General features: G+C 70.8%; 17 protein-coding genes. 16 read left to right on the top strand and 1 reads right to left on the bottom strand.

The window, feature by feature from the left end:
- Positions 1 to 63 precede the first annotated feature (63 nt).
- The 4 genes from HA630_RS19855 to phnE all read left to right on the top strand — a co-directional run bounded on the left by HA630_RS19855 (position 64) and on the right by phnE (position 3,614).
- Entirely contained in the window at positions 64 to 921 is an 858-nt protein-coding gene (locus tag HA630_RS19855) for a putative selenate ABC transporter substrate-binding protein (protein ID WP_166837084.1), read from the top strand.
- Between the two features lie 15 nt (positions 922 to 936).
- Positions 937 to 1,839, top strand: a complete 903-nt coding sequence (locus HA630_RS19850) for an ATP-binding cassette domain-containing protein (RefSeq protein WP_166837082.1) — start codon at positions 937 to 939, stop codon at positions 1,837 to 1,839.
- 73 nt (positions 1,840 to 1,912) lie between these two features.
- Positions 1,913 to 2,683 carry an ABC transporter permease gene (locus tag HA630_RS19845; protein ID WP_243855558.1) on the top strand — a complete coding sequence of 257 codons (771 nt, stop codon included), beginning with the start codon at positions 1,913 to 1,915 and terminating at the stop codon, positions 2,681 to 2,683.
- Positions 2,684 to 2,783: 100 nt separating this feature from the next.
- Entirely contained in the window at positions 2,784 to 3,614 is an 831-nt protein-coding gene (gene phnE / locus HA630_RS19840; protein ID WP_208300180.1) for a phosphonate ABC transporter, permease protein PhnE, read from the top strand.
- A gap of 13 nt (positions 3,615 to 3,627) precedes the next feature.
- Here phnE and HA630_RS19835 read toward each other — a convergent pair whose 3' ends face one another.
- A complete protein-coding gene (locus tag HA630_RS19835) occupies positions 3,628 to 4,257 on the bottom strand; it encodes a LysE/ArgO family amino acid transporter (protein ID WP_166837111.1) in 630 nt (209 codons plus the stop codon).
- 152 nt (positions 4,258 to 4,409) lie between these two features.
- Between HA630_RS19835 and argP the strand changes: the two genes are divergently transcribed.
- The 12 genes from argP to HA630_RS19775 form a co-directional block, all read left to right on the top strand.
- Positions 4,410 to 5,363, top strand: a complete 954-nt coding sequence (gene argP, locus HA630_RS19830; protein WP_166837079.1) for an HTH-type transcriptional regulator ArgP — start codon at positions 4,410 to 4,412, stop codon at positions 5,361 to 5,363.
- Positions 5,364 to 5,385: 22 nt separating this feature from the next.
- On the top strand, positions 5,386 to 6,483 hold the full coding sequence (locus HA630_RS19825) for a metal-dependent hydrolase (RefSeq protein WP_166837077.1): 1,098 nt from the start codon (positions 5,386 to 5,388) through the stop codon (positions 6,481 to 6,483).
- On the top strand, positions 6,480 to 6,848 hold the full coding sequence (locus HA630_RS19820) for a DUF2237 family protein (protein WP_166837075.1): 369 nt from the start codon (positions 6,480 to 6,482) through the stop codon (positions 6,846 to 6,848). Before HA630_RS19825 ends, HA630_RS19820 begins: the two co-directional genes overlap by 4 nt.
- Before the next feature lie 17 nt (positions 6,849 to 6,865).
- Positions 6,866 to 8,539 (top strand): arginine--tRNA ligase, encoded by a 1,674-nt coding sequence (argS, locus tag HA630_RS19815; protein WP_166837074.1) that lies wholly within the window; start codon positions 6,866 to 6,868, stop codon positions 8,537 to 8,539.
- Between the two features lie 14 nt (positions 8,540 to 8,553).
- Entirely contained in the window at positions 8,554 to 9,189 is a 636-nt protein-coding gene (locus tag HA630_RS19810) for an SPOR domain-containing protein (RefSeq protein ID WP_166837072.1), read from the top strand.
- A 110-nt stretch (positions 9,190 to 9,299) separates the two neighbouring features.
- Entirely contained in the window at positions 9,300 to 9,944 is a 645-nt protein-coding gene (locus HA630_RS19805; RefSeq protein ID WP_166837070.1) for a thiol:disulfide interchange protein DsbA/DsbL, read from the top strand.
- A gap of 127 nt (positions 9,945 to 10,071) precedes the next feature.
- On the top strand, positions 10,072 to 10,710 hold the full coding sequence (lptA, locus tag HA630_RS19800) for a lipopolysaccharide transport periplasmic protein LptA (RefSeq protein ID WP_166837068.1): 639 nt from the start codon (positions 10,072 to 10,074) through the stop codon (positions 10,708 to 10,710).
- On the top strand, positions 10,707 to 11,468 hold the full coding sequence (lptB, locus tag HA630_RS19795) for an LPS export ABC transporter ATP-binding protein (RefSeq protein ID WP_166837066.1): 762 nt from the start codon (positions 10,707 to 10,709) through the stop codon (positions 11,466 to 11,468). The genes lptA and lptB overlap by 4 nt, the downstream gene beginning before the upstream one ends.
- A 10-nt stretch (positions 11,469 to 11,478) precedes the next feature.
- A complete protein-coding gene (gene rpoN, locus HA630_RS19790) occupies positions 11,479 to 13,080 on the top strand; it encodes an RNA polymerase factor sigma-54 (RefSeq protein WP_166837064.1) in 1,602 nt (533 codons plus the stop codon).
- 52 nt (positions 13,081 to 13,132) lie between these two features.
- A complete protein-coding gene (locus HA630_RS19785; RefSeq protein ID WP_166837061.1) occupies positions 13,133 to 14,416 on the top strand; it encodes a class I SAM-dependent RNA methyltransferase in 1,284 nt (427 codons plus the stop codon).
- Complete coding sequence (locus HA630_RS19780) at positions 14,413 to 14,859, top strand: putative toxin-antitoxin system toxin component, PIN family (RefSeq protein ID WP_166837059.1); 447 nt, start codon at positions 14,413 to 14,415, stop codon at positions 14,857 to 14,859. The genes HA630_RS19785 and HA630_RS19780 overlap by 4 nt, the downstream gene beginning before the upstream one ends.
- A 346-nt stretch (positions 14,860 to 15,205) precedes the next feature.
- Positions 15,206 to 16,113, top strand: a 908-nt coding sequence (locus HA630_RS19775) for a TRAP transporter substrate-binding protein (RefSeq protein ID WP_166837057.1), incomplete at its 3' end; no start/stop codon positions are given.

Below are 16,113 nucleotides of genomic sequence, written 5' to 3'. Positions count from 1 at the left end.
CGCCCCCGGCCATTCGCGGTTTAATAGCGCCTTCCTTATCCCCCTTCACCGGATAACCCCACCATGACCACTCGCCGCACTTTCAGCGCACTCTTGACCTGCGCCGCCCTCGGCCTCGGCACCCTCGCCCAGGCCCAAACCGTTTTCCGGGTGACCACCATCCCCGAAGAAGCCGCCACCGAACAGGTGCGCAAGTTCACCCCGCTGGCCAGCTACCTGGAAAAGGCCCTGGGCCTGAAGGTCGAATTCACCCCGGTGAACGACTACCCGGCCGCCGTCGAAGCGCTGGTCAACAAAAAGGTCGATCTCGTCTGGTTCGGGGGTTTCACCCACGTGCAGGCCAACCTGCGCTCGGGCGGCAAGATCGTGCCGCTGGCCCAGCGCGAGGAAGACACCAAATTCCAGTCGGTGTTCATCGCCAAGACCGACTCCGGCATCAAGACGCTGGCCGACATGAAGGGCAAGCAGGTCAGCTTCGGTTCGCAAAGCTCCACCAGCGGCCACCTGATGCCGCGCAGCTTCCTGCTGGCCGCCAACCTCAACCCCGAGCAGGACTTCCGCCGCATCGCCTACAGCGGCGCGCACGACGCAACCATCGCCTCGGTGGTCAGCGGCAAGGTGGATGCCGCCGCGCTGGACATCACCGTGTGGAAGAAGTTCGTGGCCGAGAACAAGGTGGACACCCAGGCGGTGAACGTGTTCTACACCACGCCCGGTTACTTCAACTACAACTGGTCGGTGCACGCCGACATGCCCAAGGCCCTGCAAGACAAGGTGAAGGCCGCCCTGCTGGCGCTGGACCCGGCCAAGCCGGACCAGGCCGAAATCCTGCGCCTGAACCGCGCCAGCCGCTACATCGCCACCCAGCCCGAGAACTACAAGGGCCTGGAAGCGGCGGCCCGCAGCGCCGGCCTGCTGTAACGCCGGGGCGCTTCGGTGAAACTCGAACTCCGGGCCCTGTCGGCCCGGCACCCGGCCGCGCGGGCGGGTGCGGCGCCGGCCGTGCGCGACCTGACGCTGAACCTCGACGCGGGCGAACAGGTGGCCATCATCGGCCCGTCGGGCGCGGGCAAGACCACGCTGCTGCAGGTGCTGGCGTGTGCCCTGCCACCTTCGGCCGGCCAACTGCGGCTCGACAGCACGGCGCCTTGGCAACTGCCTCGGCGCGCGCTGCAGCGCCTGCGCGGGCGGCTGTTCCTGGCGCCGCAGGTGCCGCCGCTGCCGCCGCGCCAGCGCGTGGTCACCGCTGTGCTGGCGGGCCAGTTGCCGCGCCTGGGGCTGCTGGCCAGCGTGCGCTCGCTGTTCTACCCGGCCGACATCCCCGCTGCCCACGCAGCGCTGGACCGCTTCGACCTGGCCGACAAGCTGTTCGAGCGGGTGGACCGCCTCTCGGGCGGCGAACGGCAGCGGGTGGGCCTGGCGCGCGCCCTGGTGGCCCTGGGCCCGGCGCCAGACGGCCACCGCGCCGAACCGGCCCCCGCTGAACCCGCCCACAGAGCGGCCAACACCGGGGCCACCTTGCTGCTCATCGACGAGCCGCTGTCGGCGCTGGACCCGACCCGGGCCCGCCAGGCGGTCGAGACCCTGCGCGACGCGGCCCACAGCCAAGGCGCCACCCTGGTGGCCACGCTGCACCAGGTGGACGTGGCGCTGGCCCACTTCCCGCGCATCGTCGGCCTGCGCGACGGGGCGCTGGCCTTCGACCTGCCCGCCGCCGAGGTGACGCGCGAGCGGCTGGCGGCGCTGTACGCCCAGCACGAACACGAGTTGCGCGGCGATGTGCCCCCTGCCACCCTGCTCGACGAAGGCCCGCAGCCCGTGGTCATGCATTGCCGCTGAGGGGACTGCCGTGTTTGCCGCCCCACCGCCTCCCCCCCGCCGAGACCCGGCCTGGGTGGGCCGCCTGTTCTGGATGCTGGCCATCGCCGTGCTGCTGTGGCCCCTGGGCGTGGCCACCGAATTCCGCCCCTGGGTGCTGCTGGAGCCCGACAACCTGAAGATCACCGGCCAGTTCCTGGGCAGCTTCTGGCCGCTGGCGGACGGCGCCGAATTCCTGGCCCTGGTGGCGCGCGAAACCTGGCGCACCGTGGCCATGGCCACCGCCGGCGTCACGCTGGCGCTGGGCATAGCCATTCCACTGACGCTGCTCAACACCCGAGTGCTGTCCCTCTCGGCGCTGTCCGGGCGCATGGCGCGCGGGCCGTTCTGGGTGCGCCAGGGCATACGCTGGCTGCTGATCGTGCTGCGCAGCATTCCGGAACTGGTGTGGGCGCTGGTGTTCGTGCGCGTGGTCGGGCTGGGGCCCACCGCCGGGGTGCTGGCCATTGCCTTGACCTACGGCGGCATGCTGGGCAAGGTGTACGGCGAAATCCTGGAAAGCGGCGACGCCCACCCCACCGAGACCCTGCTGCGCAACGGCGGCTCGCGCCTGCAGGCGTTTGCCTACGGCCTGCTGCCGGCCAACGCGGCCGAGCTGACCAGCTACACCGTCTACCGCTGGGAGTGCGCGATCCGCTCGTCGGTGGTGCTGGGCTTTGTGGGCGCGGGCGGGCTGGGCCAGCAACTCGACAACTCGATGAAGATGTTCGAAGGCGGCGAAGTGGCGACCATGCTGTTGGTGTTCATGGCGCTGGTGGCGCTGGCCGACCGGGTCAGCGCCTGGCTGCGAAAGGCGCTGGGATGACCCCCCTGCGCCGCTTCGCGTCTTCCCCCCTTGTCAGGGGGGACCACACCTGCGGCCGGGCACAGCCCGTTCCGCGGTGTGTGCTGGAAGGAGAGCGCTGATGACCACCAAGCCCCGCGCCGCCAACGAACCCTACCGCCTGCCGCCGCGCCTGTTCAACGCGCGTTGCGCCGCCTGCTGGTTCACGCTGGGCATCGTGGCGCTGGTGGTGGCCAGCTTCTGGTCGCTGGACCTGCAATGGGCGGCGTTTTTTTCGCTGGACGCGCTGCACAGCATGGGCCGCTTCGTGGGCGAATTCTTCCCGCCCGACACCTCGCCCGAGTTCCTGCGCAAAGTGGCCGTGGGCGCCTGGGAAACGCTGGCCATGTCGGCGCTGGGCACCGGGCTGGCGGCGGTGGCCGGGCTGGCCCTGGCCTTGCCCGCCAGCCGCCTGCACGAGGGCGATGCGGCCCGCGCCCGCTCACTGACGCGCCTGCTGCTGAACGCGCTGCGCAGCATCCCGGAGCTGGTGTGGGCGGCGCTGCTGCTGATATCGGCCGGGCTGGGCCCGTTCGCGGGCACGCTGGCGCTGGCCTTGCACACCACCGGCGTGCTCGGCCGGCTGTTTGCCGAGGCGATCGAAAACGCCCCGCCCGGGCCGGGCACCGCGCTGCGCACCCACGGGGTGGGCAACGGGCGCGTGTTCCTTTACGCCACGCTGCCGCAGGTGCTGCCGCAGCTCATGAGCTACACCCTCTACCGCTGGGAAAACAACATCCGCGCGGCCGCCGTGCTGGGCGTGGTGGGTGCGGGCGGCCTGGGTCAGTTGCTGGCCTTCCACATGGGGCTGTTCCAGATGCACAAGACCGCCACCATCCTGGGCGCGATGCTGCTGATGGTGGCGGTGGTGGACGCGGGCAGCCACGGCGCGCGGCGCTGGTTGACGCGCTGAAGCGCGCCGCCGTTCAGAACAAACTGGCCACCAGGGCCGCGGCCGTGCCCCACATCATCAGGGCGACCAGGCCGTCCAGCGCGCGCCAGAGCTGGAGCGAGTTCAAGCGACGGCCCAGCCAGAACGCCGCGCCGCCCAGCAGCACGAACCAGACCAGCGACCCGGCCGCCGCGCCCAGACCGAACACGGTGCTGCCCTGCCCGTAGGCCAGCGACGCGCTGCCGATCAGCACCGCCGTGTCCAGCCAGGCGTGGGGGTTGAGCCAGGAAAACGCCAGCGCGGACAGCACGGCCTGGCGGCGGGTCAGCGGCGCGGGCACGGCACCGGCGACCTGCGGCGCCGCGCTGGCCGGATCGGCAGACGACAGCACCGGCACGCGCGGCGCCGGCCGGCGAAATCGCTGGAAGGCCTGCCCGCCGTACACCGCCAGAAACAGCACGCCCGCGCCCACCAGCGCCCCGTGCAGCTTGTCCGACAGGCCGCCCAGCTGCGCCAGCCCGCGCACGCCCAGGCCGATCAGCACCACGTCGGCGAGCGCGCAGACGGCCACCGTCAGGGCCAGGTGCTGGCGCTGCAGCCCCATGCGCAGCACGTGGGCGTTTTGCGGCCCAATGGCCATGATCAGCGACAGGCTGAGCACCATGCCAGCGGTGAAGGTGGGCACTAGAGGGAAGGCGGGGGTCACGGGCAAGCTCCGAAGGGTCGTCTGGGGAATCTGACCCGCAGTGTGCCCGCCCGCGGCCATTGGTTAAACTGTTTTCACAAAATCTCTGTTCACTCAATTTTTTCTTGACCATGATCGCCCCCCGCCAACTCGAGGCCCTCGCCGCTGTGGTCGAGCACGGCGGCTTCGGGCCGGCGGCGCGGACGCTATCCATCACCCTGGCGGCGGTGTCGCTGCGCATCAAGTCGCTGGAATCGGCCCTGGGACAGCGCCTGCTGGTGCGCGGCAAGGCGGTGCGCGCCACCCCGGCCGGCCAGGCGCTGCTGGCCCACGCCAAGCAGGTGCAGCTGATGGAGGCCGACCTGCTGCAACAGCTCTCGGGCGGCCAGGGGCAACGCTGGCAGAGCCTGGCGGTGGCCACCAACGCCGACTCGGTGGCCACCTGGTTTTTGCCCGGCGTGGCGCCGCTGCTGTTGCGCCACCGGCTGCTGCTGGACATCACCATCGACGACCAGGACCACACCCACGACGCCCTGAAAAGCGGTGCCGTGACCGGCTGCGTCACCACCCTGGCCGAGCCCATGCGCGGCTGTGTGGCCGAGCCGCTGGGCGTGATGCGCTACCGCTGCGTGGCCACCGAAGCCGTGGCGCAGCGCTGCCGCACGCCGGCCGGGCGGGTGTCGCCGCACCGGCTGCTGGCCCAGCCCGCGGTCATCTTCAACCGCAAGGACGCGCTGCAAGACGCCTTCCTGGCCCAGCACTTCGGCCTGCACACGCCGCAGTACCCGCGGCACTTCGCCCCCGCCATCGACGCGTTCGAAGCCGCCATCGAACTCGGCCTGGGCTGGGGCATGGTGCCGGAACAGCAGCTGGCGCGCCGCGGCCCGGCGCGGGTGCCATTGGTGGAGGTGCTGCCCGGCGCGGCGGTGGACGTGGCGCTGTACTGGCAGCACTGGGCGCGCGAACCGCTGTCGGCGCAGCGGCTCACGGCCGCGGTCAAAACCGCCGCGCAGGGGCAGCTGGTGCCGCTGCCATCCCCGGGCGGCGCACAGGGACAAGCCCCGGCCACTAGCATGGGGGTTTGAACCCACCCGGACGCGACGACGCATGGACTCCCTGACCCAACTGGCCCTGGGTGCGGCCGTGGGCGTGGCGGTGATGGGCCGCCGCACCGCCGCCTGGAAGGCCGCGCTGTGGGGCGGCATCGCCGGCACCCTGCCCGACCTGGACGCCCTGATCGACCACGGCGACGCCGTGCTCAACATGGTGCTGCACCGCGCCGACAGCCACGCCCTGCTCTACCTGGCGCTGGCCGGCTGGCCGCTGGGCTGGCTGGTGGCCCGCCTGCACGGCGAAGCGCAGCAGTGGCGCCGCTGGGGCCTGGCGCTGACGCTGGCGCTCACCACCCACGCGCTGCTGGACGCCCTCACCGTCTACGGCACCCAGCTGCTGCGCCCCTTCACCGACACCGCCTACGGCGTGGGCAGCCTGTTCATCATCGACCCGGCCTACACCCTGCCGCTGCTGCTGGGCCTGGGCTGGGCGCTGCTGCGGCCCGGCCGCGGCCTGCGCGCCAACGCGGCGGGGCTGGCGCTGAGCACCGCCTACGCCGGCTGGAGCGTGCTGGCCCAGGCCGGGGTGGCCGAACACGCCCGCCAGTCGCTGGCGGCCGCGGGGCTGCCCAGCCAGCAGGTGCTGGTCACCCCGGCGCCGTTCAGCACCGCGCTGTGGCGCATTGTGGCGGTGGACGACGCGCAGTACCACGAGGGCTACTACGCCCTGCTCGACCGGGGCCGCCCGGTGGCCTTTCGCAGCCACCCGCGCGGGGCCGAGCTGATCCGCGCGCACGGCCAGCACCCGCAGGTGCAGCGCATCGCCCGCTTCAGCGACGGCTTTTACCGCCTGCACCGCCGCGATGGCCGGCTCTGGGTCACCGACCTGCGCATGGGCCAGGAACCGCACTACGTGTTCGACTTCGACCTGGGCCCGCCCGGCGCACAGCCACCGCCCGCGGCGCAACGCGCCGGCCTGCGCACCGACCTGAGCGCCGGCCTGCCCTGGCTCTGGGCGCGCCTGCAGGGGGAGCCGTTGCCGCCCCTGGGCGAGCACCTGGCCCAGCGCACCCGCCCCCGCCCCACCGGCACGGGACACCCCGCACCGGTGGACGCCACCTTACCGCTCCACCCCACTCCCCGCACGCCATGACCGCCCTCAACGTCCTCGGCACGCCGCTGCGCGCCTGCTCCTACGACCCGCTGACCGGCTACCTGCGCGACGGCTGCTGCCACACCCGCCCCGACGACACCGGCTCCCACGTCGTCTGCGCCCGGGTCACGGCCGAATTTCTGGCGTTTTCCAAGGCGCGCGGCAACGACCTCGTCACCCCCCGGCCGCAGTGGCGCTTCCCCGGCCTGAAGCCGGGCGACCGCTGGTGCCTGTGCGCGCTGCGCTGGCAGGAAGCGCTGGACGCCGGCTGCGCCCCGCCGGTGGTGCTGGAAAGCTGCCACGCGCGCGCCCTGGAGCACGTGGCGCTGGACGACCTGAAAGCCCACGCCTGGGTGAAGGCCTGAGCCTAAAATCCCACCCCATGCTCTCCGTCAAACACGAACTGCTCGCCGCCCTGGCCGCCGAGCTGGAAACCCTCTCGCCCGGCGCCGGCAGCAAGGCCGCGTTCGAAAACCCCAAGCAGGCCAGCCACGGCGACTTCGCCTGCACCGCCGCCATGCAGCTGGCCAAGCCGCTCAAGGCCAACCCGCGCCAGTTGGCCCAGCAGCTGGTGGACGCCCTGCAGGCCACCCCCGCCTTCCAGCGCTGGGTGGACGCGCTCGACATCGCCGGCCCTGGCTTCTTGAACATCAAACTCAAGCCCGCCGCCAAACAGCAAGTGGTGCGCGAGGTGCTGGCCGCGGGTGCCGCCTTTGGCCAGCAACCCAGCAACGGCCAACGCGTGCTGGTCGAGTTCGTGTCCGCCAACCCCACCGGCCCGCTGCACGTGGGCCACGGCCGCCAGGCCGCGCTGGGCGACGCCCTCTGCAACCTGTTCGAGACGCAGGGCTGGAACGTCCACCGCGAGTTCTATTACAACGACGCGGGTGTGCAGATCGAAACCCTGGCCAACTCCACCCAGCTGCGCGCCCAAGGCTTCAAGCCCGGCGACGCCGAATGGCCCGAGGCCGCCTACAACGGCGAGTACATCCAGGACATCGCCAACGACTTCCTCGCCAAAAAGACGGTGAAAGCCGACGACCGGGAATTCACCGCCAGCGGCGACGTGAACGACCTCGACGGCATCCGCCAGTTCGCCGTGGCCTACCTGCGCCACGAGCAAGACCTGGACCTGCAGGCCTTTCAGGTGAAGTTCGACCAGTACTACCTGGAGTCCAGCCTGTACACCAGCGGCCGCGTGGCGCAGGCGGTACAAAAGCTGATCGACGCCGGCAAGACCTACGAGCAGGACGGCGCGCTGTGGCTCAAGTCCACCGACTACGGCGACGACAAAGACCGCGTCATGCGCAAGAGCGACGGCGGCTACACCTACTTCGTGCCCGACGTGGCCTACCACATCACCAAGTGGGAACGCGGCTTCAGCAAGGTCATCAACATCCAGGGCACCGACCACCACGGCACCATTGCCCGCGTGCGCGCCGGCCTACAGGCCGCCGGCGTGGGCATTCCACAGGGCTACCCCGACTACGTGTTGCACACCATGGTGCGCGTGGTGCGCGGCGACGAGGAAGTGAAGATTTCCAAACGCGCGGGCAGCTACGTCACCCTGCGCGACCTGATCGAGTGGACCAGCGCCGACGCGGTGCGCTTCTTCCTGCTCAGCCGCAAGCCCGACACCGAATACACCTTCGACGTGGACCTGGCCATCCAGCAGAACAACGACAACCCGGTGTTCTACGTGCAGTACGCCCACGCGCGCATTTGCTCGGTGCTGGCCAGCTGGGGCGGCGACGTCGCCAGCCTGCAAGACGCCGACCTGTCGGCCCTGGAAGGCCCGCAGGCCCAGGCCCTGATGCTGCAACTGGCCAAGTACCCCGAGATGCTGAGCGCCGCCGCGGCCGACTTCGCCCCGCACGACGTGACCTTCTACCTGCGCGAACTGGCCGCCGCGTACCACAGCTACTACGACGCCGAACGCATCCTGGTGGAGGACGAGGCCGTCAAGCGCGCGCGCCTGGCCCTGGTCGCGGCCACCGCCCGGGTGCTGCACAATGGCCTGGCCGTGCTCGGCGTGAGCGCGCCACAGAAGATGTGAACCGAAAGCCCCCCATGACGCAAACCCCCCGCCCCCCCCGTGCCCTGCGCGGCGGCACCCTGCTGGGCTTCATCATCGGCCTGCTGGTGGGCCTGGGCGCCGCCCTGGCCGTGGCGGTGTACGTGACCAAGGTGCCGGTGCCGCTGGTGGACCGCGGCGTGCAGCGCAAACCCGGGCAGGACGCGATCGAGGCCGAGCGCAACAAGGACTGGAACCCCAACGCCGCGCTGTCGACCAAACCGGCCCCGCCCGCCGCCGTGACTCCCGCCGACGCCCAGGCTGCTGCCACGCCACCGGCGGCCGCCCCCGCGCCGGCGCCGTCCACACCCGCCGACCCGCTGGGCGCCCTGATCCAGGACCGCGCCGGCAGCCCCGGCCCGGTGGCGTCGGTCGAGGCGCCGCCGGCGGTGGACCCCTTCCATTACTTCGTGCAGGTGGGCGCCTTCCGCGGCCCCGACGAGGCCGAAGCCCAGCGCGCCCGCCTGGCCATGCTGGGCTTTGCCGCCCAGGTCAGCGAGCGCGAACAGGCCGGCCGCCCGGTGTTCCGCGTGCGCCTGGGCCCCTACCCCGCCAAGGCCGACGCCGAGGCCCAGCAGGAACGCCTCAAGGCCCAAGGCGTGGAGACCGCGCTGGTGCGCGTCCAGCGCTGAACCGGCTTGTGACCAGCTGTATCGCCCCGGAACTTTCCCGCGGCGACGGCGCCCCAACCCCAGAGCCGGGCCGAGACGGCCCCGCGACCGATCCACGGAGTGAAGCCACCATGCAAAGACGAGACTTTTCCCGCGCCGTGCTGGGCGCCACCGCCGCCGGCACCTTGGGCGCCTGGCTGCCCACCGCCGCCTGGGCCCAGGGCAGCGGCTTGCGCGAAGGCAGCGACTACCGCCGCCTGGCCCGCCCTGCCCCGGTGGACGCCCCGGCCGGCAAGGTCGAGGTGATCGAGTTCTTCGCTTACACCTGCGTCCACTGCTACAACTTCGAGCCCGCCTTCAAGGACTGGATGAAAACCGTGCCCGGCCACGTGGTGGCGCGGCGCTCTCCGGTGGGCTTCAACGCCTCCTTCGAGCCCCTGCAGCGGCTCTACTTCACCCTGGAGGCGCTGGGCCAGCTCGACGCCCTGCACGACCGCGTGTTCAAGGCCATCCACCAGGACCGGGTGCGGCTGAACAACGCCGACGCCATCATTGCCTGGGCCGCGGCGCAGGGGCTGAACCAGGCCCAGTTCACCCAGACCTTCAACTCCTTCGGGGTGGCGGGCAAGGTCAAGCGCGCGAACCAGCTGCAGGACGCCTACGAGGTCGAGGCCACGCCGTCGCTGGGCATCGCCGGGCGCTACTACGTGCCGGGCCAGGCCGCGCGCACCCTGACCGTGGCCAACGCGCTGATCCAGGAAGCGCGCAAGGGCTGAAGCGCGCCGGCCGCGCCACCGTGCGGCCGGCCCACCACCGCGACCCGCCGCGTGGCCCGGGCTTGTGCCCGCGGGCGCTGTGGCTACAATCGGCACACACCCTGCAAATGCAATTTTCGTGCCGATCATGACCACCACCCCACCACGCCACGCCCGGGCCCTGCGCGCCGCGCTGCTCGCCGCGGCCCTGGCGGGCGGGTTGTCCGCCCCGGCCCTGGCCGAGCGCGCCGACCGCCTCCAAGCCATGAACATCGAGGCCGACGCGCTGCGCTACGACGACGCACGCCAGACCAGCGTATTCACCGGCAACGTGGTCATCACCAAGGGCAGCATCGTCATCCGCGGCCAGCAGGTGGACGTGCTCCAGGACGCCCAGAACAACCAGTTCAGCACCGTGCTGGGACGCGAGGGCCAGCGCGCCTTCTTCCGCCAGAAGCGCGAGGGGCTGGAGGAGTTCATCGAGGGCGAAGCGCTGCGCATCGACTACGACAGCCAGGCCGACACGGTGAAGTTCATCGGCCAGGCGGTGCTGCGCCGCTACCGCGGCGCCACCCTGAGCGACCAGACCAGCGGCGGCACCATCGTCTACGACAACCGCACCGAGGTGTTCACGGTGGACGCCGGCGGCGCCAGCCGCTCGCCCGACAACCCCGGTGGCCGGGTGCGCGCCATGCTGACGCCCAACCCCGCCGCCGGCAACGCCGACGCGGCCGGCACACCGCCCCCCCGACTGCAACCCAGCCCGCGCCTGGAGTCCCGCCCGTGACCGGGGCCGCCGCCCCCGCCAGCCAGCTGCAGGTGCGCGGGCTGCAGAAAAGCTATGGCCGCCGTCCGGTGGTCAAAGACGTCTCGCTCACCGTGCACAGCGGCGAGGTGGTCGGCCTGCTCGGCCCCAACGGCGCCGGCAAAACCACCTCGTTCTACATGATCGTCGGCCTGGTGCGCGTCGACGCGGGCGACATTTCCCTCGACGGCCAGTCCATCCAGGGCCTGCCCATCCACCGCCGCGCGCGCATGGGCCTGGGCTACCTGCCGCAGGAGGCCTCCATCTTCCGCAAGCTGACGGTGGAGCAGAACGTGCGCGCCGTGCTGGAGCTGCAGACCGACGCCGCTGGCCGCCCGTTGCCCAAGGCCGAGATCGAGCAGCGCCTGACCGGCCTGCTGGAAGACCTGCACGTGCAGCACCTGCGCCACTCGCCGGCGCCGGCCCTGTCGGGCGGCGAACGGCGCCGGGTGGAAATCGCCCGGGCGCTGGCCACCAACCCGCGCTTCGTGCTGCTGGACGAACCCTTCGCCGGCATCGACCCGATCGCCGTCATCGAGATCCAGCGCATCATCGGCTTCCTAAAGTCGCGCGGCATCGGCGTGCTCATCACCGACCACAACGTGCGCGAAACGCTGGGCATCTGCGACCACGCCTTCATCATCAGCGACGGGCGGGTGCTGGCCCAGGGCACCCCGGCCGAGATCGTGGAGAACGCCGACGTGCGCCGGGTTTACCTCGGCGAGCACTTCCGCATGTGAGGCCGGGCGCATGAAGCAAGGCCTGTCCCTCCGCGTTTCGCAGCACCTGGCGCTGACGCCACAGCTGCAACAGTCGATCCGGCTGCTGCAGCTGAGCACGCTCGAAATGGCGCAGGAGGTCGAGCAGATGCTCGACGAGAACCCGTTCCTGGAGCGCGAACAGGAAGCCGCCGAGCGCGAGGACTTTGGCCTGGACCAGGCCGACGCGCCGGTGAGCCTGGGCGACCAGGTGAGCGAGTGGGCCACCGAGCCTGCCGCCCCCGCCCCGCGCGAACGCAGCGCCGACGCCCCCGGCGACGGCAACGACACCAGCCCAGCCGCGGAAGGCGGCGGCGAGGACAGCGCCCCGGTCGAACATAGCTGGGACGGCGACGGCACCGTGGAGCTGCGCGCCGACGACAGCGAATGGGGCGGCGACGCCCCGCCGCGCAACGGCGCGGCCGACGACGACACCGCCAGCGCCGCCGACCTGGCCAGCGAACACGTCAGCCTGGCCGCCCACCTGCACCAGCAGGCCCTGGCGCTGCGCCTGAACGACGACGAGCGCGCCGCGCTGTACTTCCTGATCGAGTCGCTCAACGACGACGGCTACCTGGCCGACCCCCTGCCCGAACTGGCCGAGGCCATCCTGGCGCAGGAAGAACAGGCCCGCGGCCGCGCCCTGTACGGCGACGAACGGCTGGCCCGCGCCGAAGAACTGCAACAGCTGCTGCACACCGTGCTGCACTGGCTGCAGCACATGGAGCCGGCCGGCGTGGGCGCGCGCCACCTGGCCGAATGCCTGACGCTGCAAATCCTGGAGCTGCGCAACAGCCCCGAGGCCCGCGCCGCCCTGGCCCTCTGCGAACAGCCGCTGGAGCTGATGGCCAAGCGCGACGTCAAGCGCCTGGCCACCCTGTGCGGCTGCACGGACGAGGTGGTCAAGGCCGCGCTCGCGCTGATCGCCCGGCTCGAACCCAAACCCGGCCGGCGTTTTGCCAACGTGGAGCGCAACGTGGTGGTGCCCGACGTCATCGTCACGCCCCAAGGCCGCGGCTTCAAGGTGCAGCTCAACCCCGAGGTGATGCCGCGCCTGCGCGTGCAGGACGTCTACGCCAACGCCATGCGCGGCCACAAGGGCGACAGCGCCCAGGGCATGCAGCAGCGGCTGCAGGAGGCGCGCTGGTTCATCAAGAACATCCAGCAGCGCTTCGACACCATCCTGCGCGTGGCCAGCGCCATCGTCGAACGCCAGCGCAGCTTCTTTTTGCACGGCGAACTGGCCATGCGCCCGCTGGTGCTGCGCGAGATCGCCGACGAACTCGGGCTGCACGAATCCACCATCAGCCGCGTGACCACCGCCAAGTACATGGCCACGCCCTTCGGCACCTTCGAGCTGAAGTACTTCTTCGGCTCGGCGCTGGGCACCGAAACCGGCGGCAACGCGTCGAGCACCGCGGTGCGCGCGCTGATCAAGCAGTTCGTGGCCGGCGAGGACGCCAAAAAGCCGCTGAGCGACAACCAGATTTCCGACATGCTCAAGGAACAAGGCATCGAGTGCGCGCGCCGCACCGTGGCCAAGTACCGCGAGTCGCTGCGCATCGCGCCGGCCAACCTGCGCAAGGCCCTGTGACCCCCGGGCGCGCCGCCCCGCCGACGCGCCCCCACCGACCCGAAAGTTCGCCATGAACGCCCTCACCCTGTTCCTGCCCTGCGCCGCCGGCGTGGAAACCTACCTGGCCGACGAGGTGCAACGCATCACCGGCGTGCCCGCGGGCGAGTTGCGCGTCGGCCGCGCCGGCGTGGAACTCGCCGGCAGCTGGCGCCAGGCGCAGCAGCTCAACCTGCACAGCCGCCTGGCCCAGCGCGTGCTGGTGCGCCTGGCGCGCCAGCCCTACCGCAGCGAACAAGACGTGTACGGCGCCGCCGCCGGCGTGGCCTGGGAAATCTGGTTCACCCCGCAGCGCACCCTCAAGGTCGAGATCACCGCCCAGCACAGCCCGCTGAAAAGCCTGAACTTCGCCGCGCTGCGCGTCAAAGACGCGATTTGCGACCGACTGCGCGACAAACGCGGCGAGCGCCCCAGCGTGGACACCGCCCGGCCCGACGTGCGCGTGTTCGCCCACCTGACGCACGAGGACGTGTCGGTGTACATCGACACCTCGGGCGAACCGCTGTTCAAGCGCGGCTGGCGCGAGGACAAGGGCGACGCGCCGCTGAAGGAAACCCTGGCCGCCGCCATGATCGCCGCCACCGGCTGGACCGGCTGGGACGAACAAGGCCGCCCGGTGCCGCTGTACGACCCCTGCTGCGGCAGCGGCACGGTGCTGATCGAGGCCGCGCAGGTGGCGCTCAACCTGGCGCCCGGCCGGCTGCGCCGCTTCGCCTTCGAGAAACTGCTGCCGCACCAGCCCCACGTCTGGCAGGCGCTCAAACAGGAAGCGCAAGCCGCCGAGCGGCCGCTGCCGCCCGGCACCGCGCCCTTCATCTTCGGCAGCGACGTCGCCTTCCGCATGGTGGACTTCGCGCGCCGCAACGCCGAGCGCGCCGGCGTCATGGCCGCGCTGGAACTGCGCGGCGGCGACGCCCTGCAGCGCCTGCCGCCCAGCCCCACGCCGGGGGTGATGCTGCTCAACCCGCCCTATGGCGAGCGCATCGCCGCCGCCGGCGTGGCCGGCCAGCGCGCGGCCACCCGCGCCCGCGAAACCGCCCAGTTCGCCGAGGGCGGCGAGAACACCGACTTCTTCGCCCAACTGGCCACGCACTGGAAAAAACACTACGCCGGCTGGTCGGCCTGGCTGCTCACCCCCGACCTGAAGCTGCCCAGCCAGATGCGCTTCAAGGAATCGCGCCGGGTGCCGCTGTGGAACGGCCCGATCGAATGCCGGCTGTTCCGCTTCGACCTGATGGCCGGCTCCGCCCGCGGCCCCAAACCCGGTCCCGCCACCGGCACGCCCCCCGCCCCATGAACGCCGGGCCCGACACCCCGGGGCCGACCGGCGCGCCGCCGGCGCTGGTGATCGACACCAACTGGGTGCTGGACCTGTGCGTGTTCCACGACCCGCGGGCCCAGCCGCTGCGCACCGCCCTGGAACGCGGCGCCTGGCGTTGGCTGACCTGCCCCGGCATGCGCAGCGAATGGCTGCGCGTGCTGGATTACCCGACGGTGCAGCGCCGCTTGGCCCAGACCGCCGACGGGCGCGCCCAGGCCCAGGCCTGGTTCGACCGCCATGCCACCCCGGTGCCCGCCGCCCCGGCCTGCGGCCTGCGCTGCAGCGACCCGGACGACCAGCGCTTCATCGACCTGGCGGTGCAGCACCGCGCCACCCTGCTCAGCAAGGACCGCGCGGTGCTGGCCCTGCGCCGGCGCCTGGAACGGCTGGGCCTGCGGGTGCAGGCCCACTGGTCCTGAAAGCCCGGCGTCAGCAAAGTGTCACATCGATCAGATAAGAATTTTTTAACGCCTTGAAGTTGATTTTTGTGCGGCAGCTGTTCTATACTAACCACGGGTCGCTTCACCGCGACTCCCCGCTTTTCCTCCCTGAGCGGGCGCCTTAGTGTGTGACAGCAACAAGGCTTCCATCCCAGACCCTTTAGGTCTGGGATTTTTTTTGCCTGTGGCGCCGGCGCCACCCAGCCTCAGGGTTTGTCTGGGTGTGCAAACAGTAGTGTTTGGAATACATTGAAGCATTACAAGTACAGCATACGAATTGCTTTATTTGTATCGCTTTAAACCCCACACCACACCGGAGACCTCCATGAAACTTCGCGCCGTCGCCGTCGCACTGGGCCTGCTGGGCGCCACGTCCGCCTTCGCCCAAACCGTGCTGACCGTCTCGAGCTGGCTGCCGCCCACCCACACCGCCAGCGTGAGCCAGGCCAAATGGTGCGAGGCGCTGGAAAAGGAAGCCCAGGGCACCCTCAAGTGCAACATCCTGCCCAAAGGCGTGGTGGCCGCCCCCGGCACCTTCGACGCGGTGCGCGACGGCCTGGCCGACATCTCCTACACCGTGGACGGGTACACACCTGGCCGTTTTGTCTTCACCCAGGTGGCCGAATTCCCCTTCCTGGGCGACAGCGCCGAGACCACCTCGGTGGCCTACAACCGCATCTACCAAAAATACTTCGCACCGGCCGGTGAGCACCGCGGCGTGAAAGTGCTCAGCGTGTTCACCCACGGCCCCGGCGTCATCTTCAACAGCAAGAAGCCGGTCAACTCCTCGGCCGACGCGGCTACGCTGAAGTTCCGCATCGGTGGCGGCAACATCAACGAGCTGTCCAAGGCCATGGGCTGGAACACCACCCTCAAGGCCGCGCCGGAATCCTACGAACTGCTGTCCACCGGCGTCATGGACGGCACCTTCTTCCCGGACGAATCCATTGCCTCGTTCAAGCTGAACATGATCAAGCACGCCACCAGCTTCCCGGGCGGCCTGTACAACACCAGCTTCGTCTTCATGATGAACGCGGACAAGTACAAGGCCCTGACCCCGCAGCAAAAGGCGGCGGTGGACAAGCTGTCGGGCGAGTACGCGGCGCGCCTGTTCGGCCAGGGCTGGGACGCACTGGACAAGGCCTCCCGCGACGGTGCCCAGACCCAGCAGGGTGTGCAGCGCATCAAGGCCAGCGACGCCTTCGTCAACGAAGTGAAGGCCAAGCAGGCCGC

The organism is Aquabacterium sp. A08 (assembly GCF_011742065.1).
This window is presented reverse-complemented; position numbering and strand designations above follow the sequence as displayed.

What these genes read in the sequence shown, in the direction of transcription:
- HA630_RS19780 (WP_166837059.1), top strand. Translation starts at nt 14,413, where the DNA reads ATGAACGCCGGGCCCGACACCCCGGGGCCGACCGGCGCGCCGCCGGCG.
- HA630_RS19855 (WP_166837084.1), top strand. Translation starts at nt 64, where the DNA reads ATGACCACTCGCCGCACTTTCAGCGCACTCTTGACCTGCGCCGCCCTC.
- argS (WP_166837074.1), top strand. Translation starts at nt 6,866, where the DNA reads ATGCTCTCCGTCAAACACGAACTGCTCGCCGCCCTGGCCGCCGAGCTG.
- HA630_RS19805 (WP_166837070.1), top strand. Translation starts at nt 9,300, where the DNA reads ATGCAAAGACGAGACTTTTCCCGCGCCGTGCTGGGCGCCACCGCCGCC.
- argP (WP_166837079.1), top strand. Translation starts at nt 4,410, where the DNA reads ATGATCGCCCCCCGCCAACTCGAGGCCCTCGCCGCTGTGGTCGAGCAC.
- HA630_RS19835 (WP_166837111.1), bottom strand. Translation starts at nt 4,257, where the DNA reads ATGGTGCTCAGCCTGTCGCTGATCATGGCCATTGGGCCGCAAAACGCC.
- HA630_RS19825 (WP_166837077.1), top strand. Translation starts at nt 5,386, where the DNA reads ATGGACTCCCTGACCCAACTGGCCCTGGGTGCGGCCGTGGGCGTGGCG.
- HA630_RS19810 (WP_166837072.1), top strand. Translation starts at nt 8,554, where the DNA reads ATGACGCAAACCCCCCGCCCCCCCCGTGCCCTGCGCGGCGGCACCCTG.
- rpoN (WP_166837064.1), top strand. Translation starts at nt 11,479, where the DNA reads ATGAAGCAAGGCCTGTCCCTCCGCGTTTCGCAGCACCTGGCGCTGACG.
- lptA (WP_166837068.1), top strand. Translation starts at nt 10,072, where the DNA reads ATGACCACCACCCCACCACGCCACGCCCGGGCCCTGCGCGCCGCGCTG.
- HA630_RS19820 (WP_166837075.1), top strand. Translation starts at nt 6,480, where the DNA reads ATGACCGCCCTCAACGTCCTCGGCACGCCGCTGCGCGCCTGCTCCTAC.
- HA630_RS19785 (WP_166837061.1), top strand. Translation starts at nt 13,133, where the DNA reads ATGAACGCCCTCACCCTGTTCCTGCCCTGCGCCGCCGGCGTGGAAACC.
- phnE (WP_208300180.1), top strand. Translation starts at nt 2,784, where the DNA reads ATGACCACCAAGCCCCGCGCCGCCAACGAACCCTACCGCCTGCCGCCG.
- HA630_RS19845 (WP_243855558.1), top strand. Translation starts at nt 1,913, where the DNA reads ATGCTGGCCATCGCCGTGCTGCTGTGGCCCCTGGGCGTGGCCACCGAA.